This window comes from Propionispira arboris (assembly GCF_900109225.1).
GTDB lineage: Bacteria > Bacillota > Negativicutes > Selenomonadales > Selenomonadaceae > Propionispira > Propionispira arboris.
This window is the reverse complement of sequence record NZ_FNZK01000014.1, coordinates 44,429-70,427: the sequence shown is the minus strand read 5'-3', so window position 1 is coordinate 70,427 and position 25,999 is coordinate 44,429. Positions and strand designations below refer to the sequence as shown.

The window sequence follows — 25,999 nt, the reverse complement described above, 5'->3', positions numbered from 1 at the left end:
ACGTTCCACCTCTCTAATTTCTCATTTGTCCAAAAAAAGCACTTAGACCTTTACAAATTCCTTTCGCCATTTTATCTTGAAATGAATTTGAATTCAATAAGTCTTGCTCCGTTGGATTTGAAACAAATGCCATTTCTACCAAAGCGGCTGGCATAGCTGAATACTTGATTACATAGAAATTTGCTTCAGATATACCACGATCATACAGTCCTCCCGACTCTACCATGCCATCTTGCAGTGCTTGCGCCAAGAGTCCATCACTTGGTGATTTTGCATAATAATAGGTCGCCGTACCATGGGCCTGCGGATTCGTAAAAGAATTGGCATGGATACTCAAAAATACATTCGCGGTCGGATTTCTCCGCCCCACATCGACGCGAGCTTGGAGTTCTTGACGATCTGAAGCATTTACACCATATACATCAACATCATCCGTACGCGTCATAATAACTTTTGCTCCCGATGATTCTAGCATTGACTGTACTTTTTTGGCTACAGCAAACGTCACATCTTTTTCCATTATTCCATCTGGTCCAATCGCCCCAGAATCACTACCGCCATGTCCCGGATCGAGAATAATCGTTTTCCCTTGTACACCATTTACGTTAAAGTCCAAACCTTTATTCATTATTTCAATCACAATGCGAAAAGGTTTTTTTGTTTTCTTATCTGCTGCCATTGTATAGACTTTATATTGCATCATTGCCACAGCTTGCGGTAAAAGAATCACAGCCTTACTGTTATTATTAACTTGCGAAAAATTAATGTCTTTCGCAAACGTTCCATCTAAAGAAATATTGTGTTTTATGTTCCCAATTCCAATATCATTGAGATCAATTATCAAGTTCTTTGGTGCTGCCGGATCAATATGGACTTTAAAATCATTACTCGCTTTATTTAAACCAATTTCAATCCGCAATGCGGTATTTTGCTTATTGGTTTGAAGTATCGAATAACTAAACTGATTCATTTTATAGGCTGCCCGATTATTTGCCGCATAGGTAGTCGGAACCAATAGGATGCATAAAATACAGAATACGAAAAGTATTTTTTTATTCAATAAAGTACAACTCCTGTCAATAAAATTATCGCTAATTTCATTGCTTATTTCAAGTTATTTTTCCTGTATTATTGGTTATTCATTCGTTTCAAGTCACTCAATAAACGTTCGGATTCATTTTTTGCCGCTGCAGTTGCAGCTTCATCGTACGCAAGATCTATCTGTAAATAATCCCCTTCCTTTACACCATCCGGCAAATATTGCTTAGGAAATATTACTTTTATTTCTTCATCACCTAACAGAAGCACCGCTTTATTTTCTTCAAAACGATCAATTACTGCTTGCATTTTATTTATTTCTCCTTTTGAATGTTATAGGTTTTCCCATCTGAGGTAACCGTAATCGATCCATCCTGATCCGTACGGTATAATTTGATATTTAAAGCATTATATTTATTCAGCGTAACCTGATGCGGATGACCATAATCATTGCCTGCACCAAGTGAAACCAAGCCAGCCTCTGGTGCAACAGCTTGCAGATAGTTTCGATTGGAAGAAGTTTTACTGCCATGATGAGGTACTTTCAATATCGTACTTTTTAGCTCTTTGCCATATGTTTTCAATAGGCCCTTTTCTGTCTCAGCTTCGCTATCGCCAGTAAACAACATCGAAAAGTCACCATAAATAAGTTTACCGACAATAGAATCTGCATTTAAATCACCATCTGCCTTAATCATCTGTGCTGTCGGACTAAAAATCCTGAAACTGACACCACCGCCAAAATCCAATTGATCCCCCGCCAAAACTTGTTTATAGGCAATGTTCTTATCTTTTATCCATTTCAAATAAGTCTGATAGGTTTTCGTATTCGTTGTTTGTCCATTATCATAAACTGCTTTGACATTAAATTGTTTGAATAAAATATAAGCTCCGCCAATATGATCACTATGAGGATGGGTAATAATCAATTTATCAATCGTTGTTATCCCTTCTTTTTTCAGGAGACTCAGCAAGCGTTCTCGCTCATCGACATCACCTGTGTCAATCATAATCACCTGTTCGGAAGTTCTGATTAATACCGAATCACCCTGTCCAATATCAAGCATTTTAATCGTCACATTCTGCGACTCTTGATTTTGCAGCTGCCCCTGCTGTAGCGTCTTTGTGCTGCATCCAGTAAAAAGAAAAAGACTTAATATGATGAATACACTACAAACCTGTATTTTATTTTTCAAAAAAAACATGATCGAAACCATCACCTCGAAAATCCCCAACTTTTTGCAAAAATAAAATAGGCAGAAAAAAACCTGCCTATTAAACATCAAACGAATTAAAATTGTACCAAGCCTACACTGATTCCAATGGCTTCATCCACTTTGACCATGAATTTATCTTGTAGTATCGTGATCTTTTCTTTTAACCGCTTTTTATCTACAGTTCGCAGCTGTTCTAAAAGAACCACGGAATCTCGTTCAAGATTACACTCCCTGGCATTCAATTCAACATGCGTCGGCAGCTTGCCTTTGCTAATCTGCGCGGTAATTGCCGCCACAATGACTGTAGGGCTGTATTTATTACCAACATCATTCTGTACAATTAAAACAGGTCTAAGTCCACCCTGTTCCGAACCTATTACAGGACTTAAATTAGCGTAATAAATCTCCCCTCGTTTTACAATCATGGCTACTCCTGTCCTGCCATATCGGCATATAAACCCTCTTCCGCCAACGTCAAATTAATTGATGCCATTTCTTGATAACCTTTTTTCATGCTTTCGACAAAAGCCCTATGCCTGCGATCTTCGATATAAATGCCCATTGCATCACGAACAAACTGGCTGCGGCTCAGTTTTTCAATTGAAGCAATCGTATCGATTTGTTCAAGCATATTATCGGGAATACTGATCATAATGCGCCTTAATTCTGCCATCTTTCCACCCCCGCAGTTATAGCATTAAAATCTATTATTAGTATAAAATTTTTATACTCAAATGTCAATTTTTTCTTAACGTTTTACTCTGCTTCAATTCCAAAACGAGCCGACGGAATTGCGTTTACAATATCACTGGCAATAATCCCGGACATGCCTGCACGAGCTGCTAAATCACCTGCAAAGCCATGCAAATATACACCAGCAATTGCTGCCGTATAACTCAATAGCCCCTGTGCAGACAGAGCACTAATGGTTCCCGCTAAAACATCGCCGCTCCCCGCTGTTGCCATACCAGCATTACCTGTCGTCGTAATATAAATATTACCATCTGGATATACAACAATTGTCTTCGCACTTTTCACCACAAAAATTGCATTATATTCAGCCGCTGCCCGGCGAGAAATTTCTAATAGATCTTCTTTTATTTCTTCTATCGACAAATTCAACAAAGTAGCTAATTCACCTAAATGCGGCGTTAATATCGGCATAATCTGTGCTTCTTTCAATGACAAAGCTTTGCCATGATACGCATTAATTGCATCGGCGTCAAGAATCAATTGACGATCGGTTTGACGAACAAACTCTTGAATCAATTCAACTGTGGCAGGATTGCGCCCCAGCCCTGAACCGATTTCGACAACGTCATACTGCTGTGCTAATTCCAGTAATTTGGGCAAAGCGGATAGTCCTAATATGCCCGTATCAATTTCAGGCAGCGAGACCGTCATAACTTCCGTCAATTTCACTTCAAAAATATCATGCAGACTTTTGGCCACAGCCAAAGTAACTACACCCGCACCACTTCTCAGAGCCGCTTTCGTCACCAACGCGGCAGCTCCGGTAAGACCTGGTGAGCCAGCTATAACTAAGACTCTGCCACAAATCCCCTTATGTACATCTGGCGATCTTTTCACAAGAAGCCGTCGAACCATTTCTAAATCAATTAGAGTTTGGTTAATTTTCGAATCTTCGAGCAATACAGATGGAATTCCAATATCATCAACAAAAAGTTCTCCGGTCATTTGTGCACCAGGATAAAATAGCAGTCCGACCTTGGCAAGTCCAAGTGATAACGTCATACTTGCTTTAACAGCAACCGATGCAACATTACCCGTATCCGCCTCCACACCACTTGGCAAATCAATTGATAGCACCTTTTTCCCTGAATTATTAATCATTTGAATTATTTGCTCCAACGGCTCCGTCAAGTTTCCTTTAAAGCCCGTCCCTAGCAGTGCATCAACCAAACAATCCGAAAATGCCAATGCAACTTGCACCTTATCCCAGTCGCGTTCCGTTACGAGCTGCAAAATATCAATATTCATATTTTCAACAATTTCCAAATTAATTTTAGCTTCATCCGTTATATGATCTATATTTCCTAATAAAAAAATCTTCACCCGGGCTCCACGATTGCTAAGGTGCCTGGCAGCCACAAACCCATCACCGCCATTATTTCCTGAGCCAGAAAAGATGCAAATTTTTTTATTTTTTAAATTCCCCACGAGTTTCTCAACCAATTTTGCTGCCTCAGTCCCAGCATTTTCCATCAACGCTACTGCTGGTATACCATATTGTTCCATTGCGGCAGAGTCGACTTCTCTCATTTTTGCTACAGTTATTACTTTCATAGTGAATCCCTCCAAAAAATTACCTGTGCCGTTGCATATGCATGGGCATGGCTTAGTGATATAAAAATTTTATTTACCTCTAACCGTTTTGCTTCCTCACCAAAAAATCCATTTAAAAAAACATGGGGGCAGCCTTTTTCATCGGGCAATATTTCTATATCCAGTAAAGTTCCTTTCACGAGTCCCGTACCAAAAGCTTTTAAAACAGCTTCCTTCCCGGCAAAACGAGCAGCATACGATGCAGCTGCTTGTGCCCCTCTGCTTTGACAGTATTTAATTTCATTTGTAGTAAAAACTCTTTCAAGAAAACGTTTATTTTTAATTGCTTTTTTTATTCTTTCGATCTCTATTATGTCAATTCCTGTACCTAAAATCATATTTTTCCTCCCAACCACAAAAAAAGCCAACTCCTTAACCAAAATTAAAAAGTTAGCTGCCTTTTGTATCAATTTTATAAAAGTTACTGCATTGTCTGCATTTTACTACTATGATTAGCACGCGATATCAAAACTTCTACGCGTCGATTTTTCGCACGGCCTTCTTCCGTATCATTGCTGGCAGCCGGTCGATATTCACTATAGCCCACAGCACTAAAACGAGCCGGATTCAAATTATCACCTTGCTCTAAAATAAATTTCGTAAAATTGCTGGCTCTTTGTGAGCTTAAATCCCAGTTCGACGGAAATTGCGCATTTGAAATTGGAATGTTATCGGTATGCCCGGAAATAACAACATTCTGTTTGATTGACCCTAAAAGACCGGCAATTACCGGACCAATTTTCTGTGAATCAGCCACAAGATCCGCACTGCCCGATGGGAATAAAGCGCGTTCTTTAATGCTGATCATAAGTCCATCTTCCGTGAGCACTGTGTTTAACTCTGCATCCAAACCATTTTCCTTGATATATTTATCAAGAGCCTCTTTTACTGCTGTAAGCTGCTGGTTTTCGTCGACATAGGCTTGATTGATTTCTTTATCATCAGGAATTTCTGTATTTTGTGTCATGTTCGGCCCAGCCTTGTCAAACATAGATGGTCCACCCGTGTTAAACGCTGCACTAAAGGCCTGTGCCATCTCGGTTACTTTCTTCTGATCCGTCTGCGATACTGCAAACAATACAATAAACAGTGCCAGCAACAAAGTTAAAAGATCCGAATAAGGCAACAGCCATGCTTCACTAGCATGTTCTTCGTGTGCCTTATGTTTCTTTTTTCTAGCCATATTTTAGTTCCCCGCCTTACTGTCCTTAATTTGGTCACGTTCTGACTGCGGAATAAACACCATCAGCTTCGCTTCGATAGCAGTTGGTGAATCACCGGCTTGCAAGGACAAAACACCTTCAATAATCATACGTTTTTCAGCTATTTCAAGTTTTGACAGCATTTTTAGCTTATTGGCAATCGGCAGCCACAGTACATATCCCGTAAAAATACCCAGCAGCGTTGCAATAAATGCTGCCGCAATAGAATGTCCGAGTTTATCAATATCATTCAAACTTCCTAATGCTGCAATCAGACCTACCACGGCACCCAAAACCCCAAGGGTTGGTGCATATGTACCCGCTTGTGTAAAAATCGACATACCATCATTATGGCGCTGTTCCATAACTTCAAGTTCTGCATCAAGAACATCACCGACAAATTCCGGATCCATACCATCAATGACCATATTTAAGCCAGATTTAAAAAACTGATCCTCAATATCAGATACTCTGCTTTCTAAAGCCAAAATTCCTTCACGACGTGCAATCTGCGATAACTCAACAAAAAGCTTCAACAACTCTGCTTTTGGCCGAGTCGATGGCGGCTGAAATGTTTTCTTAATCAGTTTTGGAAATGTACGCATTTGATCCGAAGTAAAACCCGTCAAAAGGCAAGAAAAAGTTCCTCCGATAATAATCAAAAACGCTGCCGGGTTATTAAGTGAAGAAATCGGAGCACCTTTCAGAACCATTCCCACAAAGACTGAAATAAACCCTAATAATAGACCGAATAATGTTGACTTTTCCAAAAGAAAGTCCTCCTTTTTCACGTACCACTAAATTTCATCATTGAATACTCATAAATGTTTACCTGAACCCCGAAGGGAGTAAAATCAGTTTATCTAAACTAATACATAATATTCCACAAGAAAACAGAAAAATCCTATCTAATATTGTGATTATTATCTTCATTTATTTTCTCTTTGACAATCTGTTAATATATCCCTGTTATTTATATCGGAATATTTACCAAAAAGTTAAATTTATTTTAAAAAATCAACGATATTTATTTTTTATCAATAGTATGTTACTATATTAATATCATTTATGCAAATAAAATATTTAAGAAAAAATGCCTTGACGAAAAGAATGATTTTGTGTGTTTTAACAAGATATGATTTATAAAATAATAAATTTTAGATATAATGTCTTATTATTCTTCCCAAATATGATATAATAATATTTAGATAACTTCAATTTATCATTACAATTTAAATCATCTAAATTCTATGAATATGGAGAGAAAAAATGGAATTACGACAATTAGAATATTTTCAAATGGCCAGCCGTTTAAAAAACATTACCCGTGCGGCTGAAAGACTCCGTGTATCACAACCAAATATTACCGTAGCAATAAAAAAACTTGAAGCTGAATTGGGTATTCAACTTTTCGATCGCAGCCAAAAGCAACTATCCTTAACACCTGAAGGTGCTGTATTCTTAAATCGTATTGAACTTGCTTTACGCAATATTCAAGATGCTGTGCTTGAGGTCAACGATTATAAGCAATTACAGAAAGGTACTATTAAAATTGGTATTCCTTCCATGATAGGGTCTTATCTTTTCCCTAAAATATTTTCGAGTTTCCAGCGTCGCTATTCACATCTTGATATTTATTTATATGAAGAAGGCTCCATGGCGATTCGCGAACAATTAGAACGTGATGAACTCGATTTTGGAATTGTTATCATTAGTGGTGCTTCGCAAAATTTACAACTTCTTCCAATGTCTACGAATCAAATTTTGGCATGTGTACCTGAACATCATGAACTCGCCAGCAAAGAGTCAATCAATATCTCAGATATGAATGATATTGACCTCATTATGCTAAAAGAAGGATCCTATTTACGTCATTTAGTTTTACAAAAACTAAAAAGTGCTAATATCACGCCAAATATCGTTTTAGAATCAAATCAAATTGAAACGATTAAAGGTCTGGTTGCCAGCGATGTCGGACTTGCCTATCTATTGGATTTTATTGCCGAAGATACACCTGGCATTAAAGCCCTTCCGCTGGAAGAGCCAATTTTTGTTGATGTTGGCCTTGCTTGGAAAAAAGATCGTTATATTTCTAAAGCTGCTCAATCCTTCATTGATTTTTGTAAAGGAACTTTGAGTCTGCAAAAAGGAAATATCCAAAAATAGAATAAAAATGACAGCTGTTCAATACAAAAATATATTGAACAGCTGTCATTTTTTTATTGTGTGTATACTTTTTTCTTTACACCTTGATTGATCTGAGCACTCGATTGTTTTTTATCATTTCGATTCATATGCAGCGAATCAACCGTGGGATCGGTTAGCACGTTTTTTCCCTGCATTATAGGTTTCACATTCAATGACTTATCAATAACATCCCAAATTTCCGGCTTTTCAAACCCTTTTCGCCAGGCTGCCACACCAGGCAGCTGATATTTATCGGCAAGCCCCACTTTGAGCGCAATCGAACGGGCATCTTCCTGCCAAACACGATATAATCTACCATCTTCTTCATATTCAAAATAATATTGTCCCTGATCAGCCATCCATTGCGGTTGCAGTTGTTTCTCACGAATTAGTTTTTCAGCTGCATCCATCGTAAGAGTTTTTGCCGTAACTTTACCATTGTTTTCTTCCCATTGACGCATATAAAAAGGTATCCCTAAAATCAGTTTATGCGCCGGAACACTTTTTAATGTATTTATTATACCAGTTTCAACCCAGCCAATCGAAGCCACGGATCCGCTAACGGGGGAAGTTCGCCAATGTTCATCGTACGCCATAAGCATCACATAATCAACTGTCTCACCTAATGCCTGCCGATTATAACAAGTTGACCAGCGCGAGGTTTCCGAAGGTACTGTAATATCCATTGACACAATTGTACCAGTTTGTTCCAGTGCAATTTTAATTTCTCGAACAAAAATTGTCAACGCATCTTTATCCTCGTCATAAATATTTTCGAAATCAAGATTGATACCATCTAAATTATATTTTTCGATAAAAAACTGCAACTGGTTTACTACATATTGACGTGCTTTCGGATCATGTAAAACGGCACTCGTTAAATCCGGATCAAAACTATTAGTAATTAACGCCCAAACTTTATATCCTTTTGCATGGGCATTGGCAACATAATTTTCATCTGCACAATTTTTAATAAATCCATTTGTACCAACAATCGCAAACCACGATGGTGCTATAACATTCATGCCGGGCACTTTATCTAGTGAGGCCAAGTTATTGACTGCTTCAAAGGTAGGCTGCCAAACAAGATTAATTTTAGCAGTGCCAACAGCTGTACTGGTATCACTCCCCATTGTTGGTTTCTGCTGCAGCACTAGCTTTTTAGACTGATTATCATCTAACGAAATTGTCTTAGCCTCTGATTTAGCCAAAACCATTCCTGGCAGCAAAACCATGATTGATACAATAGCAGCCATCATCCATCCTATATATTTTTGCACCACAAAATCCTCCTACGCATCGCTTTGATTTTTCACATATTTTTTATTATACCATGCCCGCTCTATTTAGATAAAGGGTTCAAAATATGAAAAAACCTGTTACGGCAAGCAAACACTTGTAGTAACAGGTTTTTTCTATGGAACGCTCAAAGGTCCTTGCGTCAAAATTGTTTAATTACAGAATTGTATGGGCAAGCACATACCCAACGCAGCATCCCGAAATAACCCCAATGAATCCTGGGATAATAAAGCTGTGATTAATAACATATTTACCTATTTTAGTTGTACCTGAACGGTCGAAACCAATACAAGCAAGATCGGATGGATATGTCGGTAAAAAGAAATACCCATAACAAGCTGAAATGAATGAAAGGATAATCACTGGATCAACCCCAACATTTAGAGCCATTGGAACAACAATTGCAATAGCCGCAGCCTGCGAATTAACCAGCTTCGACGTAAAAAATGCGACAAGTGCATAAGCCCATGGATATGCAGTTACCGTTTGCCCCAAAAATTCTTTTAACAATGTGATATGATTATCAAAAAAAGTATCTGCCATCCAGGCCACGCCATAAACAGAAATAAGTGCAACCATGCCGGCACGAAATACCGAACCATTACCAACGTCTTTTGCTTTTACATCACAAGTCAAAAGGATCAGTGCTGCAACCGTAAGCATCAACATCTGAATCATAACAGTCATAGATAAAGCTTTAGGCGGTTTCCCTGCCGCAGCTGAAAAATGCGGTACAAGATCCGGAAAACTACCAAAAATAGCAATGACTACGATACCTGCAAGAAAAATAAACATCGCCCGATAGTATGTCGTTGGTAATTCTTTATCAATTAAGCTTTCTGTATCACCATACACATATTCTTTTTGTTTCGGGTCAGAAATAAGTTTTTGAAAATCTTCATCTTTATCAAGATCTTTACCACGACGAAGACTCCAAAGTGCAGCAAAAACCACACCAGAAAAAGTTGCCGGAATTGCAATCGAAAGGATCTGAACAATACTATAGTTATGTCCATGCATCGCCATAAAAGCAACAATAGAAACAATTGCCACAGATGCCGGTGATGCGCAAATTCCCATCTGTGAAGCAATGGACGCTACTGCCATCGGACGTTCTGGACGAATATTTTGTTTAATTGCTATATCATAGATAATCGGAAACATCGTATAAACAACATGCCCTGTACCACAGAGAACTGTTAAAAACCACGTGGTAATCGGGGCTAGAATTGTAACATACTTTGGATTACTACGCAATAATTTTTCGGCATATTTTAACATCACTGTTAACCCGCCTGATGTTTGCAAAAATCCAGCACACGTTACAACTGCCATGATGGTCAGCATAACATCGATTGGTGGATTTCCTGGTTTGTATCCAAAAACAAAGGTAAAAATAAGAAGACCAACGCCACTGATTGCAGCAAGACCGATCCCACCATGCCTAACTCCAATAATCAAACACGAAAGTAGAACTAAAAATCCTAAAATAAGTTCCATTAAGACTACACCCTTTCAAATTTTGTACAATAATAAGTACTTGTGAAAAACTATACATAATGCCTTTTATCTATACTTCAATACAATTACCTGATAGGCTTTAATTGTCTGAACAATATAAATATTATGTACAATCAATTCTTCAACATTTATTATAGTATACTTGCGAAGTATAATCAATAGTTATTATAAAATTTTATTATTGAAAGCGAAATTTATCGTTTTTGTGCATAATCGCGCTAAACTGATGAAATTACGGCGTTTTTCACAAAAAAAATTAAAAAACAGCATATTCATAACCCAATAAACTATAACTATTATTTATATATATGTGTATCATCTATAGTAGTTCGTTATTTATATAAATTCCCAATTTCGCATCTAAACATAATCTCAAACAATAAAATTCAAACCACCTATATCCGTTGTTAAAAATTTATTGTATAATTATTCTAGTTTAAGTTTTAATTCAAAATATAAATTTTCATCGATCAAACAGGAGGACCACACTATATGGCTTTTATTAATGAAAACTATTTAAAACTGCCCGGCAGTTATCTATTTGCAGAAATTGCTCGTCGTGTAACAAGCTTTAAAGACGAAAATCCAACCGCGGACATTATCCGCCTTGGTATTGGCGATGTTACACAACCGCTCCCAGCTGCCTGCATTCAAGCAATGCATACTGCAGTTGACGAATTAGCAAAGCAGGAAACATTTCGCGGTTATGGCCCAGAACAAGGATATGATTTTTTAATTGAAAAAATCATTGAAACAAATTATACAAAACGCGGTATCACGATTGGCAAGGATGAAATTTTTGTCAGCGATGGTTCGAAAAGTGATTGTGGTAACATTCAAGAAATTTTTGGCACAAATAACATCGTTGCCATTACAGACCCTGTATATCCGGTTTACCTCGATACAAACATCATGGCTGGTCGCACCGGAATTTTAACCGAAAATGGCACCTTTGAAAAAGTAACGTATATGCCATGTACGGCTGAAAACAACTTCACCCCAGAACTGCCAAAAAACAGAGTAGATATGATTTATTTATGTTGTCCAAACAATCCAACTGGCACAACTCTTTCACGTGAAGCATTAACCGAGTGGGTCAATTACGCCCGCAAAAATGAATCCATTATATTATTTGATGCAGCATATGCAGCTTATATTACGGAAGAAGATGTGCCTCGTTCTATTTATGAAATTGAAGGTGCCAAAGAAGTTGCAATTGAATTTCGTTCCTTCTCTAAAACAGCGGGATTCACCGGAACACGCTGTGGCTACACGGTCATTCCAAAAACAGTAACCGGCCGTTCTCAAGATGGCAGCAAACATGATTTTAATAAATTATGGAACCGTCGCCATACAACAAAATTTAATGGTACAGCCTATATCATTCAACGTGGTGCTGAAGCTGTTTATTCAGTAGAAGGACAAGCCCAAATCAAAGAGACCATCAATTATTATATGGCAAATGCAAAAATCATCCGTGAGGGCCTGCAAGCAGCCGGCATTCAAGCTTTTGGTGGTGTTAATGCCCCTTACATCTGGCTCAAAACTCCAAACAATATGCCTTCATGGGATTTCTTTGATAAACTTCTGCATGAAGTCAATATTGTTGGTACACCAGGTGCAGGTTTTGGTCCATCAGGCGAAGGATATTTCCGCCTCACCTCTTTTGGTAATAAAGAAAATACGAAGCGTGCCATTGAACGCATCAAAACAAAATTAAAATTCTAAGACTTCTATAAAAAATGCCGGCTCACCAGAGTCGGCATTTTTTATAGCCAAAATCAGTTGTTTTCGATTACAGTCTAAAGATCCGTATTACAAATTTTGTATTTACTTTCCGTCTTGATTCAGCTAATATTAAAGATAGAATATTTTTCAGGAGGACATTTACTTCTTATGCATACACCAAATTTACAAGAATTACTAATTTGCCGCGATATATTAAACGACAAAACAATAAAAATTTTTCTCGAAGCAATTGCGAACCCGCAACAAACTGCAGAGCAGCACAAGCTCGCTGCTGCGCTGATCGACCAGGCGGAAGCTCTTGGTTTATCAGGCAATTTACTCCGTTCTTACTTCATTCATCTGCTCGCTCAGGGACAAAACACAGCAGCTCAGATGACAGAAAAATCGAACGGGAAAATTGGTGAAAGCCTTCACCAGGCATTTTTTCATGACATGGAACTTTTTTATGAAATATTTCATATTTTACCAAGCACTCTATTCCATACAAACATGCTTGATAATTATATTCCAACAAAAAAAACGGATTTACCCGCTTTCAACAGCTTAAATGCAGAAATTAACCAAACAGATAACCCTACAGCACTGACAAATGCTTTTTTAAATTATTATCAAGCCTATGGTTACGGGGATATTGCAAACTATCGTGCTTTTCATTGGGACAAGGAAAAAAAGCTTATTGGCATACGGCATTTTGAAGCAATAAAGTTAACGGATCTTGTTGGATATCAACATCAGAAAGATTTATTGATTCAAAATACAGAAGCTTTTGCTGCGGGCAAACCGGCAAACAATGTATTGCTCGTCGGCGCTCGCGGCACAGGGAAATCATCCTCTGTCAAAGCTCTAGCCAATACATATTATGAAAAAGGTCTCCGGCTTATTCAAATCAGCAAAAGCCAGCTAATTGAACTGCCAAAAATCATGGAAGAGCTTCGTCAGCTTGCCAGTAAAAAATTCATTCTTTTTTTAGATGATTTATCTTTTGAACCATTTGAAATTGAATATAAATATCTAAAATCAGCTATTGAAGGTGGTGTTGAATCCAGACCTGACAACGTTCTTATTTATGCAACGTCCAACCGACGCCATATCATCAAAGAAAATTGGCAGGACCGCGATGATACCCAAGATGAATTATATCGAGCTGACAGCGTGAACGAAACAATTTCACTTTCCGATCGTTTTGGTCTTACGATACATTTTCTTTCACCAAATCAAGATGAATATCTGGCAATTATTGATCATCTTCTGCAAAAAGAAAAAATAGTTTTAGATAAAGAAGATTTAAGAATTCAAGCCTTACGCTGGGAGATGACACATTCTGGCCGCAGCGGCCGAGTTGCCCAGCAATTTGTAACGAGTTATTTAGGAAATCTTTAATCTCATTCTCTTGAAATAAAAAAAGAATCAGAAAGCACTAAAATGCTCTTCTGATTCTTTTTTATTGTTTTGTATAAAATAGTTTCATTTTCCCCGGCAGCGTGGTAATTGTTAACGGTAATCTAGGTCCAAGCTCGCCATCTAAATCACTATCTAATTGTACAGCACAATCAATTGTGATATTTTTCGCTTGCAGATAGATTACATTTTTGCGAGTTGTTATGTTTTTCCCTGCCATAAGTTCTGCTGTTAATGACATAAGATCTTGAATTTTACATTTTTTAACAAGCAATAGATCGAGCAGCCCGTCATTGACTTTTGCATTCACAGCAACATTTTTCAAGCTGCCAACTGTTCCACTGTTCAAAATTAAAAATAAAAATACTTTTTCGGAAAAAACATGCTCATCGGCATGAATTGTCATGGGAAAAGCTCTAAAGTGAGGAAGTTCGCCCAGACCACGCAAATAATATGCCATTTTCCCTAAGGCATTTTTAAGCCGGCGGTCTACTTCATGTGCAACACAAGTTAGCATTCCGGCACTCGCTACATTAATGAAATAACCAGTGCCTATCTTCCCGATATCAATCGGAATTGTCTCCCCACTGGCAATGGTATCAATGTAGGCATCTAAATCAACATCAATTCCCAAAAAAGAAGCAAAGTCATTTGATGTGCCACTGGCAATAATGCCAATTGGCAAATCAATTCCTTCATGAATCATAATATTGATAATTTCATGCAAAGTTCCATCACCGCCAGCAATAATCACACCATCGACTTCAATATTACGGATAAAATGACCAAATGGCTGCAAATTTTCTTTCTGCGTTCGATACGGAATTACGATACAATCACGCTGCAGGAATTTTGCAATCATATCATCTAGTTTATACTTAAATGTTGCATCACCGGAAATTGGATTATAAACTAAAATCAGTTTTTTCATCTCGCTACCTACCTTTACAACTATGCTTTAAAAACACCAATACGGCGCAAGAGTTTTATACCGCAATTTCCAATGACTGGTATTCGCTCCATATCCGTCTCATTGATACCACCCATCAGAAACAAAACGACTAAATATACAATGCAGCCAATAAAAACTGCACTAAATGTTGCCAGCGCATTCGCTGCTGTATAAACCAAAATATAATGATATGAAAAATAAACCGCTCCTGCCATAACACCAGCTGAAGCAATGGTCTTCAACACTTGTTTAAGTTCCATTTTATAGCCAATATACTTATACAGAAAATATAAATTAAGGATTGCCGCCAGACCAATGTCAGCAACCGTTGCCCATGCTGCTCCCATAATACCAAGTGATGGCTGTGCCGTAAGAACCCAATTTAAGATTACTTTTACAACAGCCGCTAAAACCATATTGATCATTGGTATCGAAGTATGCCCCAGCCCCTGCAAAACACCAGTTGTAACTTGGTGTATCCCTAGCAGAACAATGCTAAATGAAGATACCCAAACAGCTGGCCCGGCCCCTGGTGCATTATAAATAATTGAGGAAATCGGCACATCGAGCATAAGGACAATGATAAAAGCTGGAAAACAAATAAAATTAGAGATACGTAAAGCTGCGGCAGTTTGATTAAACGACCGCACCGTATCCTTCAAAGCTTTTGCTTCGGCAATGGCCGGAACAATACTGACCGCTAAGGATGCCGTAAGAATTGTCGCCAAATTAACGAGCGGTACTGCCATTCCTGTTAAATAGCCAAAAAGTTCTGTAGCTTCATTTACATTATATCCTGCAATTTCCAGTCTTGCCGGAACAATCAGCAAATCAAGATTTGATACAATTGGCAGCATAACACTGGCTGCCGAAACTGGCAGAGCCAATGCAAAAATTCTTTTTATAATTGTAAAACTAGATATTCTTTTAACATCCACATTTACAGGTTCTAAATGCTGTCCATAATCACGAATAATATCACGTTCCAGTTTCCAGTGATAATATACCAAAACAATAACACCGGTTATTGCACCAGCACAAGCACCTAAGCTCGCACCAGCTGCAGCATATTCAAGCCCCCAAGGCAAAAATAAATTGGCAAATAAAATCATGGTGACAACACGAAAAATTTGTTCAACAATCTGCGATACTGCGGTCGGCGTCATGCGCTGCCAGCCTTGCAGATACCCCCGTGAACTTGCTAAAAGTGTAACAAAAAAAATCGCCGGAGCCAAAGCTACTACGGAGTAGTACGCCCGAGAATCACGAATAAAATGCCAATCGATAAGCCATTGCGCTCCGAAATAGGTCAGTACACTAAAAAATAAACCTGTAAAAAGCATGAGACCCATCGATACGCGAAAAATTCGTCGAGCTCCTAATATATCTTTGAGTGCTACCCGCTCTGCTGTTATAATCGAAATTGCGACTGGTACACCGGCTGTCGAGACACTAAGTGCTAATAAATAAATGGGAAAAGCCATCTGATACAAACCAATGCCTTCGCCGCCAAGTACACGGGACACAAAAATCCAGTTTAAAGACCCGATTACTTTAACAACAATCCCGGCTATCGTGAGAATAAAAGTTCCTTTAAGGAAAGACTCACCTTTATTTTCTTTTTTCTCTTTTACCTTTTTCTGACTAATAATTGTATAACACCTACCTTAAAGAAAACTTTCACTTTCCTTTTTACCCTTAAAGTATATATAATATAGCTATAGGAATAAATCAAACGCCTGAACATTCTATTGCTTTGACAACTAAAAAATTATATCATTTCTCTGACAAGTATTCCAGTACTAATTTATCAAGAAGGTGACCTCCGTGAAAAACAATCTTTTAGGATTCAACGTCAACATTGGTCTAACTAAACCAGAAAACATCATCAACCGCGACGCAGACTGCCCGTTTTGTGATCGTGAAAGCCTCACCGATGTCATTGATTGTTCTGGTGAAATGCTGCTCATCCAAAATAAGTACAAAGTTTTACAAGACTCTGATCAAACTGTATTGATTGAAAGCAGTACCTGCGAAACCGATATTCCTGAATATACCAAAGAACACATGCACGATTTGATCCATTTTGGTGTAAAACATTGGTTTAACATGATTGATTCGCATAAATACAAGTCTGTATTATTTTTCAAAAATCACGGTCCCTTATCGGGTGGCACAATCCGCCATCCGCATATGCAGATTGTGGGATTAAAATCCATGGATGATCAGCTGATGTTTGATCCACGTGAATTCTCTGGTATTACCATTGATAAACACGCTGGTGTTGAATTTAACATTTCAACCTATCCGCGCATTGGTTTTTCCGAATTCAATGTCGTGCCGGATACCAATGACAAATTGGATCAAATTGCTGATTACATACAAATTGCCGTAGATTACCTCATGAACCATTTCACAAAACGCTGTAAAAGTTACAATTTATTCTTTTATCTTGTTGATGGACTTATTCGTGTGAAAATCATGCCGCGTTTTGCTACATCCCCATTATTCATCGGCTATAACATCCATTTTCGTCCTAATAATTTAGAGATCATTGTCAACGAGCTGCAAATGATTTACTTTAAAAAATAGCAGAGGGTTTTTAAACCCTCTGTTTTTATTTATGCTTCTTTTTTGTCAGGTGGTACATGGAACAGGTCTACATCTGGATTGTTATCAACAATCCACCCTAAAGCCCATTCATTATTGACCAATAATACCGGACGCTGCTTCATATCATAAACAAACATACCACGATCCGTGCCACGCAAAGATTCCGGTGTAACTTCGCTGCCATCTTTGTTAACCAGCCAGCGAGCGACTTCATAATGCTGCATCTGCATGAGAATATCCACACCATATTCATTTTTTAAACGATATTCTAAAACCTCAAATTGCAAATTACCAACCGTACCAACAATATACGATTCCATGCCTGCACCAGCTTGTTGAAAGAGCTGCACGGCACCTTCCTGCGTAAGCTGCGTAATCCCTTTGACAAACTGTTTGCGTTTCATTGTATCTTTCGCTTGGACACGGGCAAATTTTTCCGGTGGAAAAACTGGAAAATCAGCAAAATCAAATTTATGTCCAGCATCACATAAGGTATCCCCGATACCAAATACACCTGGATCAAAAAGTCCTACAATATCACCCGGATAGGCCACGTCAATAATCTGACGTTCCTGCGCTAAAAACTGCTGCGGCTGGGAAAGTTTTATCATCTTATTTGTTTTATGATGATAAACCGACATACCACGTTCAAATTTACCGGAACAAATACGAATAAAAGCCAAACGATCCCGATGAGCCGGATTCATATTTGCCTGAATCTTAAAAACAAATGCCGAGAAATTTTCATTGTCCGGTAAAATCAAACCAGCCGATGAATTTCTTGGTGCTGGTGGCGGTGCCAGTTTTAAATATTCTTCCAGAAAGTTTTGTACCCCAAAATTCGTCATAGCACTACCAAAAAACATTGGTGTAAGCTCACCGTGCGCAATTTTATCAAGATCAAAAGCTTCGCCGGCTGTATCCAAAAGTTCAATATCTTCTGCCAAAGCCTGCTGCGCCGTTACACCTAAAAGTTCTGCTATTTGCGGATCTGTAATGTCTCCGGTAACAGAAGTACGCTCTTTTTGTCCATGCGTTGCATCTTCATCAAAAAGTTCGATTTGTCTTTTCTGCCGATCATATACACCTTTATATTTGCCGTCAATCCCAATCGGCCAATTCATCGGATAAGAACGAATCCCCAATACCGATTCAATTTCTTCCATCAATTCCAGCGGTTCCTTACCATAACGATCCAATTTATTAACAAATGTAAAAATAGGAATATTACGTTGTTTACAAACCTTAAAAAGTTTTTTCGTCTGGGCTTCGACCCCTTTTGCTACGTCAATAATCATGACAGCACTGTCGACTGCCATCAAAGTCCGATACGTATCTTCACTAAAGTCCTGATGCCCCGGTGTATCTAAAATATTAATACGGCAGCCATCATAATCAAACTGCAATACACTCGATGTAACAGAGATACCACGCTGTTTTTCAATTTCCATCCAATCCGATACAGCATGACGCTGCGTTTTACGAGATTTTATGGATCCGGCAAGATGGATTGCACCCCCGTATAATAGGAGTTTTTCTGTTAAGGTTGTTTTACCAGCATCCGGATGCGAAATAATCGCAAACGTGCGGCGTTTTTGGATTTCATTGTTGAATTCTTCTACTGACATTACATCCTCCAAACTAAAAGTACGCATGCTGAGCAACTCAGCCATGATTCTATCTTTAACTTACTTAGTCACACATTTCGCAGAAAACTGCACTTTTTCTATTGTATCATATTTACTGCAAAAATGCCTAAATTATCTTAGTAAAATACATAAAAAAATCAGGAAAGCCATGCGGCATCCCTGATTTTTTTTATGAAAGCGATTGAAGAAAATTCTTTAGTATCTGGCGACCATCTGGTGTCAATATGGATTCCGGATGAAATTGCACTCCTTCAATTGGATACATTTTATGTTTTATACCCATAATCATCCCATCGGCAAGTTCCGACGTAATTTCCAGACATTCCGGTAACGTATCCCGCTCAACAATTAGCGAATGATAACGACCAATTTGCATATTTTGGGGTAAATCTTTATACATGTCAAAACCGCTATGAATCAAAGTTGAGACCTTGCCATGAATTGGCTGTGGTGCCCGCGTAACCGCCGCCCCAAATACTTCCCCAATTGCTTGATGACCCAAGCATATACCAAAAATCGGTTTTTTCCCAGCAAAATACTGAATTGCCGCTTTGCTAATGCCCGCTTCATCGGGAGTCCCCGGTCCTGGTGAAATAACAATTGCTTCATAGTTCTTTGACTCGATTTCTGCGATACTGATTTTATCATTTCGAACAACATCAACATCCGCGCCGAGCTCGGCGAGCATCTGGTAAACGTTATACGTAAAAGAATCATAATTGTCAATCAATAAAATCATCATCTTCAACCTCCTCAATGGTTTGAAACATAGCCTTGGCCTTTTGCAAAATTTCCTTATATTCTTTTTCGGCAATGGAGTCAGCAACGATACCAGCCCCGGCCTGAACAATAGCTTCATCGCCCTCAATACGGATGGTGCGAATCGTAATGCACATATCCATATTGCCATTAAAATCAATATAGCCGACAGTTCCGCCATAGGCATTTCTTTCGACTGTTTCAAGTTCATTAATAATTTCCATCGCTCTGATTTTTGGTGCCCCGCTTAATGTCCCCGCCGGGAAACATGCCCCCAGTACATCCATTGAATGACTACCCTGTTTCACCTGACCACACACTTCAGAGACCATATGCATGACATGGGAAAATTTTTCAACTTCCATAAGTTTTGTAACTTTCACCGTTCCCGGCTTACTAATCCTGCCTATATCATTTCGCGCTAAGTCCACCAGCATTGCATGTTCGGCACACTCTTTGGTATCACACCGAAGTTCTGCAGCCAGTGCCGCATCTGTTTGTGCATCGATACCACGCGGACGAGCACCAGCAATCGGATACGTAAAAACTTGATCGCCACTTATTTTTACCAGCATTTCCGGTGAAGACCCTACCAGTTTTATCTCACCAAAATTCAGATAAAACATATAAGGGGATGGATTGATCTGACGAAGCCGACGATAAAAATGAAAGGCTGGTTTTGTTATATTACAACGAAACTGTTCCGATAACACGATCTGAAAAATATCACCGGCGGCAATATGTTCTTTAGCAATCCGGATCTTCTCTAAAAACACTTGATCTACCTTGCCAAAATCTTGTAAAAAATCAATTTTTTTATGATCTTTTACAGTATTTTTTTTGACGGAATGATCGTTGACCGCTGCTTTTAATGTATTTTTTACGGATTCCATCTTACAAATTCCTTCATTATATATAAATGCCGCATCATCATTTTCATTAACTTCTGCTAAATAAACCAGTTTAGCTGTATTTTTAAGGTGATCCATAATAACCAGAACACGGCAAATCATAAACTGCCCCAAAAGTTTAGCCTCATCAATATTAAGACCACGAACTCGATCAAACGTTCCAACGGATTCATAATTCAAATAGCCGATTGCTCCACCATTTAAAAGCGGCAATAAAATATTATCAGCCGCTGTATTAAATTTTTCTAAATAAGTCTTCATTGCTTGAACCGGATTTCCGGTCACAATAATTTCTTTTTTATTTTCTAACACCCGCGTATGATTCTTATACGTCTTCACCTGCGCAAATGGCTCAGCACCAATAAAAGAAAATCGACCAAATTTCTGTGCCGCGGCTACACTCTCAAGAATAAAGCCCTGATCATCTCCAACAAGCTTATAATAAATTGATACTGGCGTATCAAGATCCGTTGATATCTCAGCGGTGATGGCAATCACATTTGCAGTTTTCGTGGACTCAATAAATTCTTCCAAACTTGGTGATATATGCATTTAGACGCCCCCTTTATCAAGTGCTTGACGAATACTTTGGATCAGCTCACCTGCACCTGCCACATTTTTCTCTAAAATCAGTTTTACAACAGCACTGCCGACAATAACATGATCTGCATATTCACTCGCTTCCAGAGCTGCGGCTGGTGTGCCGATACCAAAGCCAACTGCAAGTGGAACTATAGTTTCCTTCTTTACTAGCTGCACGACATCATTGATTGGCTTATAATCAATTTTTCGAACTCCCGTAACGCCATTAACGGAGACGCAATAGATAAATCCATTCGCACTGGTGCAAATCTCTTGAATCCGGGTCTGAATTGTATTTGGTGTTACAAATTCAATCAAATGAAATGCATTGTCTTTACAGATTTGTGCTATATCCGCTGACTCCTCATGTGGCATATCGGGAATGATCATACCATCGAGTCCTGCAGCTTTAAATTCCTGAATAAATTTTTCAACACCAAAATTAAGCATCGTATTGATATAGCCCATACCGATCAACGGAATCTGCGTAAAACTACGAATTGTTTTTACCATATCCAATACTTTTTTTGTCGTTGCACCATTCTGAATGGCTATTGTTGCTGCTTTTTGAATAACTGGCCCATCTGCGATTGGATCTGAAAAAGCGATCCCCAGTTCAATTACATCAGCTCCTGCTTGCTCTGCTGCTTTGACTGCTGCGATCGTTGTGGCAAAATCAGGTGCTCCGGCCGTAATATAGATAAACAACCCTTTTTTCCCTTTTGCTTTCAAGGTTTGTAATGTATCATCTAAACGTGTCATTTAAATTTCCTCCCCTAATACATTTGCTACCATCTGAACATCTTTATCGCCACGACCTGATAAACAGATAACTACCGTTTGATCCGCTGTCGTTATTGGCATCAAAGTTTCCAGATAAGCCAACGCATGTGAACTTTCAATTGCCGGAATAATACCTTCTGTTTTAGCTAGCAGTTTAAAAGCATTCAGTGCCTGTACATCACTTACCGATACATATTGAACGATACCTGCATCTTTAAAATAGGAATGTTCCGGTCCAACTCCAGGATAATCCAAACCCGCTGAAATCGAATATGCTTCAATAACCTGCCCATCATCATCTTGTAGCAAATAACTGTAAGCCCCATGGAGGACACCCGGTCGTCCCAACGTCAACGATTTGGCATGCTCACCATCGACATCACTTCGGCCAGCCGCTTCCACACCGATTTTTACAGTAGCTTTTTCATCTTTAAAATCATAAAAAGTCCCCATAGCATTGCTGCCGCCGCCAACACAAGCCAACAAATAATCTACTTTTCCATCAACCGTTTCTTTGATCTGTTCTTTAATTTCTTTACCAATCACGGATTGAAAATCACGTACCACCGTTGGATAAGGATGTGGACCAACAACAGAACCAATGATGTAATGCGTATCCGTAATATTGGCTGCCCAATATCGAATTGCTTCACTGGTTGCATCTTTGAGCGTACCGGTTCCGCTTGTGACTGGAATTACTTTACTCCCTAAAAGGCGCATCCGAAACACGTTAAGCTTTTGCCGTTCCATATCCAGTTCACCCATAAATACATGACATTCGAGTCCAAACAAAGCAGCTACCGTAGCACAAGCTACACCATGCTGCCCAGCTCCTGTTTCAGCAACAATACGTTTTTTCCCCATACGCATAGCCAGTAAAGCCTGTCCTAATGCATTGTTTATCTTATGAGCCCCTGTATGCAGTAAATCCTCCCGTTTTAAATAAATTTTTGCCTTACCATAATGTTTTGTCAAACGATCCGCATAATAGAGCATCGTTGGACGACCGGCATAGTCTTTAAGATAACGATGAAACTCGGCTTGAAACTCGGGATCTGTTTTATATTTATCATAGGCTGCCTGCAATTCCATAAGAACTGGCATCACGGTCTCCGGTACATACTGTCCGCCATAAGCGCCAAAACGGCCAACTTTTTCTACTGTCATAATATATTCCCCCTATTATTTATCATGCTGTTTCTCTTTTTTCCTTTGAAGTCAAAACATCTCGGCAAGCTAATTCTTGAGTTTTCTCTGCAATACTTTCCGCTCTAACCAGGCTCTCGCCAACGAGAACGCCTCTTATACCAACCGCTTTTAACCGATTCATGTCCTCTGCTCCATGAATACCGCTTTCACTAATTAAAACCCTTGCTGGATCACAATACTGCATTAAATCAATTGTATTTTGAATATCCGTTGTAAAATTCTTCAAGTTTCGATTATTAATACCAATAAGTTCAGCCGGCGTAGCTTGGGCAGCTTTGATATCTGCTTCATCATGTACTTCAACTAATGCATCGAGCCCCAGACTCCAGGCCGTATAAACATATTCCTTAAGCTGCGCTGGCGTCAAAATTCTGGCAATCAGCAACACGCCATCCGCACCAAGTTGACGAGCCTGATAAATCTGATACTCATCAATGATGAAGTCTTTCCGCAATACAGGCAGAGTAACGACTGCTTTTACTTTGGCAATATCTTCATTCTTTCCTAAAAAATGAGGATCTGTATGCACCGAAAGGACCGTCGCACCATTTTCAGCATAAATTTTAGCCAAATCCACGACCGAATAATCGCTGCACAGCCTGCCTTTTGCCGGTGATTGCAATTTACATTCAGCAATTAAGCTCCAGTCCTTTTGACGCATCGCCCGTGATAAAAGAAAATGACCTGGTGTAATCTGCTGTTTCAGTTCATGCAGTGATACATTCTGTTTCTCTGCCTCGACAATTTCTTTTTTCTTGGCAACAATTTCATCTAATATATCAGCCATCAAACCATCCTCCGTTCCACTTTTTTTGCCTCTTTCACAAAGGCTTCAATTTTTAAAATTGATTTTATACCGTTTTCCTCAACACCACCCGATACATCCAAACCATAGGGGTTTAATTTATCTACCGCTTCTTGTATATTTTCACAAGTCAGTCCACCCGCTAATAAAAAAGGTTTTTCGATTTTATTTAATAAGCTTCTGGCCTTTTCCCAGTCAAATTTTTTTCCAGTACCGCCAGACAGCCCTTTTTCCCAGCTATCAATTAAAATGAGTTCAACTGGATAGACATTCACCAGATCCGCTGAAAATGTATCTGAAAATGGAAATGCTTTAATGACTGGTCGATTGATAAATCTACAATAATCCGGTGACTCACTGCCATGGAGCTGAACATAGTCCAAATCGCAGCGCGCAGCGATTGCATTGACCACTGCAATTTCTTCATTGACAAATACACCAACTTTCTTTATGGACTGAACTCGCTGGCTTATCTTTGCCGCAGCTGCCGGATCAATAGAACGGCGGCTGGGGGCAAAAACGAACCCCATCATTTCCGCTCCACATTTCTCTACAGTAAGCGCCATAGCCAAATTCTGTATGCCGCATATCTTAACGATCATCCGATTGCACGAACTCCTTCATTACTTATTTCAATCAATTCAGTAAGCTTTGCCAAAGCAGCCCCCGAATCAATCGTTGTTTTTGCCAGTTCTAACCCAGCTGCAAGTGAAACAGCCTGATTGGCTATATAAAGACCTGCGGCAGCATTGATTAAAACGATATCACGTTTTGCTCCCTGCTCGCCTTGTAATATAGATAATAAAATAGCAGCATTTTCCTTTGGCAAACCGCCCTGATATTCATAAATCGTGCCGCTGCTAAAACCATACACCTGCGGATCGATATAATACGTCGTCACCTTGCCATTTTTTAATTCACTAACTTTCGTTTTTTCGTGTGTCGATATTTCATCCATACCTTCACCACTATGAATTACCATCGCCTGTTTCACACCAACATGCTTTAACACTTCAGCAATCTTTTCAGTTAAGGCGGCATCATAAACACCCACAAGCTGATAATCTAAATGAGCCGGATTTATAATAGGTCCCAATAAATTAAATACAGTCCGAAACCCCAGTTCTTTACGAGCTTTCGCAACATATGCCATGGCCTTATTCAGTGCCGGCGCAAATAAAAAACCAATGCCGATCTGCTCTATTTCATCACTGACTTTTTGAGCTGGCTGATCGATGCTTACCCCCAAAGCTGCAAGTACATCCGCACTACCGCAAGAACTTGATACACTTCGATTACCATGTTTGGCTACAGTAACACCTGCCCCGGCAAGAACAAATGCTACGGCAGTAGATACATTAAAGGTATTTTTTGTATCGCCGCCAGTCCCGCAATTACAAATTACTGGTTTTGTATGCTGCACTTGATCTGCATGTACAATAAGCGTTTTGGCAAAACCAGCGATCTCATCAATCGCCTCGCCCTTCATCTTTAGTGCTGTCAAAAAAGATCCAATCTGCGCATCACCAGCCTCGCCACTCATGATAACTTCCATCGCTGCTGCAGCTTGTTCTTTAGACAAATCTTTCCCCGCAATCACCTGATTCAAATACGGTTTCAACATAAAAGACCACTCCACCTTCTATTTAAATTTACAATATTTATCAGTAAAAAAATAAACCATTCCGCACCCTCACATACGTATTCATATGTAAGGGGCGAAATGGTTTTCGCTGTACCACCCTGATTCAAAATACTGTTTTATTGCCAGGAAATAAA

General features: G+C 39.0%; 25 protein-coding genes. 4 read left to right on the top strand and 21 right to left on the bottom strand.

Translation table 11 applies throughout. The annotated features are described in order from the left end of the window. Nucleotides 1-13: 13 nt before the first annotated feature. From BMY14_RS13575 to motA, 9 genes are all read right to left on the bottom strand, one after another. Nucleotides 14-1,060: an N-acetylmuramoyl-L-alanine amidase family protein gene (locus BMY14_RS13575; protein WP_091832834.1), complete on the bottom strand. Its 1,047-nt coding sequence runs from the start codon at nt 1,058-1,060 to the stop codon at nt 14-16. Nucleotides 1,061-1,128: 68 nt separating this feature from the next. Next, a complete protein-coding gene (locus tag BMY14_RS13570; protein WP_091832831.1) occupies nt 1,129-1,347 on the bottom strand; it encodes a DUF3006 domain-containing protein in 219 nt (72 codons plus the stop codon). A gap of 5 nt (nt 1,348-1,352) precedes the next feature. Further along, a complete protein-coding gene (locus BMY14_RS13565) occupies nt 1,353-2,243 on the bottom strand; it encodes a ComEC/Rec2 family competence protein (RefSeq protein ID WP_091832829.1) in 891 nt (296 codons plus the stop codon). A gap of 86 nt (nt 2,244-2,329) precedes the next feature. Continuing rightward, the gene (locus BMY14_RS13560; protein WP_091832826.1) at nt 2,330-2,680 is read right to left on the bottom strand and encodes a type II toxin-antitoxin system PemK/MazF family toxin; all 351 of its coding nucleotides are present in this window, start codon (nt 2,678-2,680) and stop codon (nt 2,330-2,332) included. 2 nt (nt 2,681-2,682) lie between these two features. Then, nucleotides 2,683-2,928 (bottom strand): CopG family ribbon-helix-helix protein, encoded by a 246-nt coding sequence (locus tag BMY14_RS13555; RefSeq protein ID WP_019553460.1) that lies wholly within the window; start codon nt 2,926-2,928, stop codon nt 2,683-2,685. A gap of 83 nt (nt 2,929-3,011) precedes the next feature. Continuing rightward, nucleotides 3,012-4,562 carry an NAD(P)H-hydrate dehydratase gene (locus tag BMY14_RS13550; RefSeq protein WP_091832823.1) on the bottom strand — a complete coding sequence of 517 codons (1,551 nt, stop codon included), beginning with the start codon at nt 4,560-4,562 and terminating at the stop codon, nt 3,012-3,014. Next, on the bottom strand, nt 4,559-4,939 hold the full coding sequence (acpS, locus tag BMY14_RS13545) for a holo-ACP synthase (protein WP_091832820.1): 381 nt from the start codon (nt 4,937-4,939) through the stop codon (nt 4,559-4,561). The genes BMY14_RS13550 and acpS overlap by 4 nt, the downstream gene beginning before the upstream one ends. Nucleotides 4,940-5,022: 83 nt before the next feature. Further along, nucleotides 5,023-5,784: a flagellar motor protein MotB gene (locus tag BMY14_RS13540; RefSeq protein WP_091832817.1), complete on the bottom strand. Its 762-nt coding sequence runs from the start codon at nt 5,782-5,784 to the stop codon at nt 5,023-5,025. 3 nt (nt 5,785-5,787) lie between these two features. Then, the gene (gene motA, locus BMY14_RS13535; protein ID WP_019553464.1) at nt 5,788-6,573 is read right to left on the bottom strand and encodes a flagellar motor stator protein MotA; all 786 of its coding nucleotides are present in this window, start codon (nt 6,571-6,573) and stop codon (nt 5,788-5,790) included. A 499-nt stretch (nt 6,574-7,072) separates the two neighbouring features. On the opposite strand from motA, the gene BMY14_RS13530 reads away from it, so the two are divergent. Continuing rightward, on the top strand, nt 7,073-7,969 hold the full coding sequence (locus BMY14_RS13530) for a LysR family transcriptional regulator (RefSeq protein WP_019553465.1): 897 nt from the start codon (nt 7,073-7,075) through the stop codon (nt 7,967-7,969). A 53-nt stretch (nt 7,970-8,022) separates the two neighbouring features. On the opposite strand, the gene BMY14_RS13525 is transcribed toward BMY14_RS13530, so the two are convergent. Further along, nucleotides 8,023-9,270 carry a glycosyl hydrolase family 18 protein gene (locus tag BMY14_RS13525; RefSeq protein WP_091832814.1) on the bottom strand — a complete coding sequence of 416 codons (1,248 nt, stop codon included), beginning with the start codon at nt 9,268-9,270 and terminating at the stop codon, nt 8,023-8,025. 175 nt (nt 9,271-9,445) lie between these two features. Further along, entirely contained in the window at nt 9,446-10,789 is a 1,344-nt protein-coding gene (locus BMY14_RS13520) for an anaerobic C4-dicarboxylate transporter (protein WP_091832811.1), read from the bottom strand. Nucleotides 10,790-11,302: 513 nt separating this feature from the next. On the opposite strand from BMY14_RS13520, the gene BMY14_RS13515 reads away from it, so the two are divergent. Further along, nucleotides 11,303-12,538 (top strand): LL-diaminopimelate aminotransferase, encoded by a 1,236-nt coding sequence (locus BMY14_RS13515; protein WP_091832808.1) that lies wholly within the window; start codon nt 11,303-11,305, stop codon nt 12,536-12,538. A 168-nt stretch (nt 12,539-12,706) separates the two neighbouring features. Further along, nucleotides 12,707-13,939: an ATP-binding protein gene (locus tag BMY14_RS13510; RefSeq protein ID WP_091832806.1), complete on the top strand. Its 1,233-nt coding sequence runs from the start codon at nt 12,707-12,709 to the stop codon at nt 13,937-13,939. A 61-nt stretch (nt 13,940-14,000) separates the two neighbouring features. Here BMY14_RS13510 and BMY14_RS13505 read toward each other — a convergent pair whose 3' ends face one another. After that, nucleotides 14,001-14,888, bottom strand: coding sequence for a YegS/Rv2252/BmrU family lipid kinase (locus BMY14_RS13505; RefSeq protein ID WP_091832803.1), 888 nt, complete (start codon nt 14,886-14,888; stop codon nt 14,001-14,003). A 20-nt stretch (nt 14,889-14,908) separates the two neighbouring features. After that, entirely contained in the window at nt 14,909-16,561 is a 1,653-nt protein-coding gene (locus BMY14_RS13500; RefSeq protein ID WP_091832800.1) for a putative polysaccharide biosynthesis protein, read from the bottom strand. Nucleotides 16,562-16,736: 175 nt separating this feature from the next. Here BMY14_RS13500 and BMY14_RS13495 point away from each other — a divergent pair, with 175 nt between their 5' ends. Next, nucleotides 16,737-17,501, top strand: a complete 765-nt coding sequence (locus tag BMY14_RS13495) for a DUF4931 domain-containing protein (protein WP_091832797.1) — start codon at nt 16,737-16,739, stop codon at nt 17,499-17,501. A 29-nt stretch (nt 17,502-17,530) separates the two neighbouring features. Here the strand turns inward: BMY14_RS13495 and BMY14_RS13490 are convergent, their stop codons facing one another. The 8 genes from BMY14_RS13490 to trpD all read right to left on the bottom strand — a co-directional run bounded on the left by BMY14_RS13490 (nt 17,531) and on the right by trpD (nt 25,844). Then, entirely contained in the window at nt 17,531-19,150 is a 1,620-nt protein-coding gene (locus BMY14_RS13490) for a peptide chain release factor 3 (protein ID WP_091832794.1), read from the bottom strand. A 190-nt stretch (nt 19,151-19,340) separates the two neighbouring features. Beyond that, on the bottom strand, nt 19,341-19,910 hold the full coding sequence (locus tag BMY14_RS13485; RefSeq protein WP_091832963.1) for an anthranilate synthase component II: 570 nt from the start codon (nt 19,908-19,910) through the stop codon (nt 19,341-19,343). Further along, nucleotides 19,894-21,393, bottom strand: a complete 1,500-nt coding sequence (trpE, locus tag BMY14_RS13480; RefSeq protein ID WP_091832791.1) for an anthranilate synthase component I — start codon at nt 21,391-21,393, stop codon at nt 19,894-19,896. Before trpE ends, BMY14_RS13485 begins: the two co-directional genes overlap by 17 nt. Beyond that, a complete protein-coding gene (trpA, locus tag BMY14_RS13475; protein ID WP_091832788.1) occupies nt 21,394-22,185 on the bottom strand; it encodes a tryptophan synthase subunit alpha in 792 nt (263 codons plus the stop codon). Continuing rightward, nucleotides 22,186-23,373: a tryptophan synthase subunit beta gene (gene trpB / locus BMY14_RS13470; RefSeq protein ID WP_091832785.1), complete on the bottom strand. Its 1,188-nt coding sequence runs from the start codon at nt 23,371-23,373 to the stop codon at nt 22,186-22,188. A gap of 22 nt (nt 23,374-23,395) precedes the next feature. Continuing rightward, nucleotides 23,396-24,202, bottom strand: a complete 807-nt coding sequence (gene trpC, locus BMY14_RS13465; protein WP_091832782.1) for an indole-3-glycerol phosphate synthase TrpC — start codon at nt 24,200-24,202, stop codon at nt 23,396-23,398. Beyond that, a complete protein-coding gene (locus BMY14_RS13460; RefSeq protein WP_091832779.1) occupies nt 24,202-24,822 on the bottom strand; it encodes a phosphoribosylanthranilate isomerase in 621 nt (206 codons plus the stop codon). The genes trpC and BMY14_RS13460 overlap by 1 nt, the downstream gene beginning before the upstream one ends. Further along, nucleotides 24,819-25,844 carry an anthranilate phosphoribosyltransferase gene (gene trpD, locus BMY14_RS13455; RefSeq protein ID WP_091832776.1) on the bottom strand — a complete coding sequence of 342 codons (1,026 nt, stop codon included), beginning with the start codon at nt 25,842-25,844 and terminating at the stop codon, nt 24,819-24,821. Before trpD ends, BMY14_RS13460 begins: the two co-directional genes overlap by 4 nt. Nucleotides 25,845-25,999 lie beyond the last annotated feature (155 nt).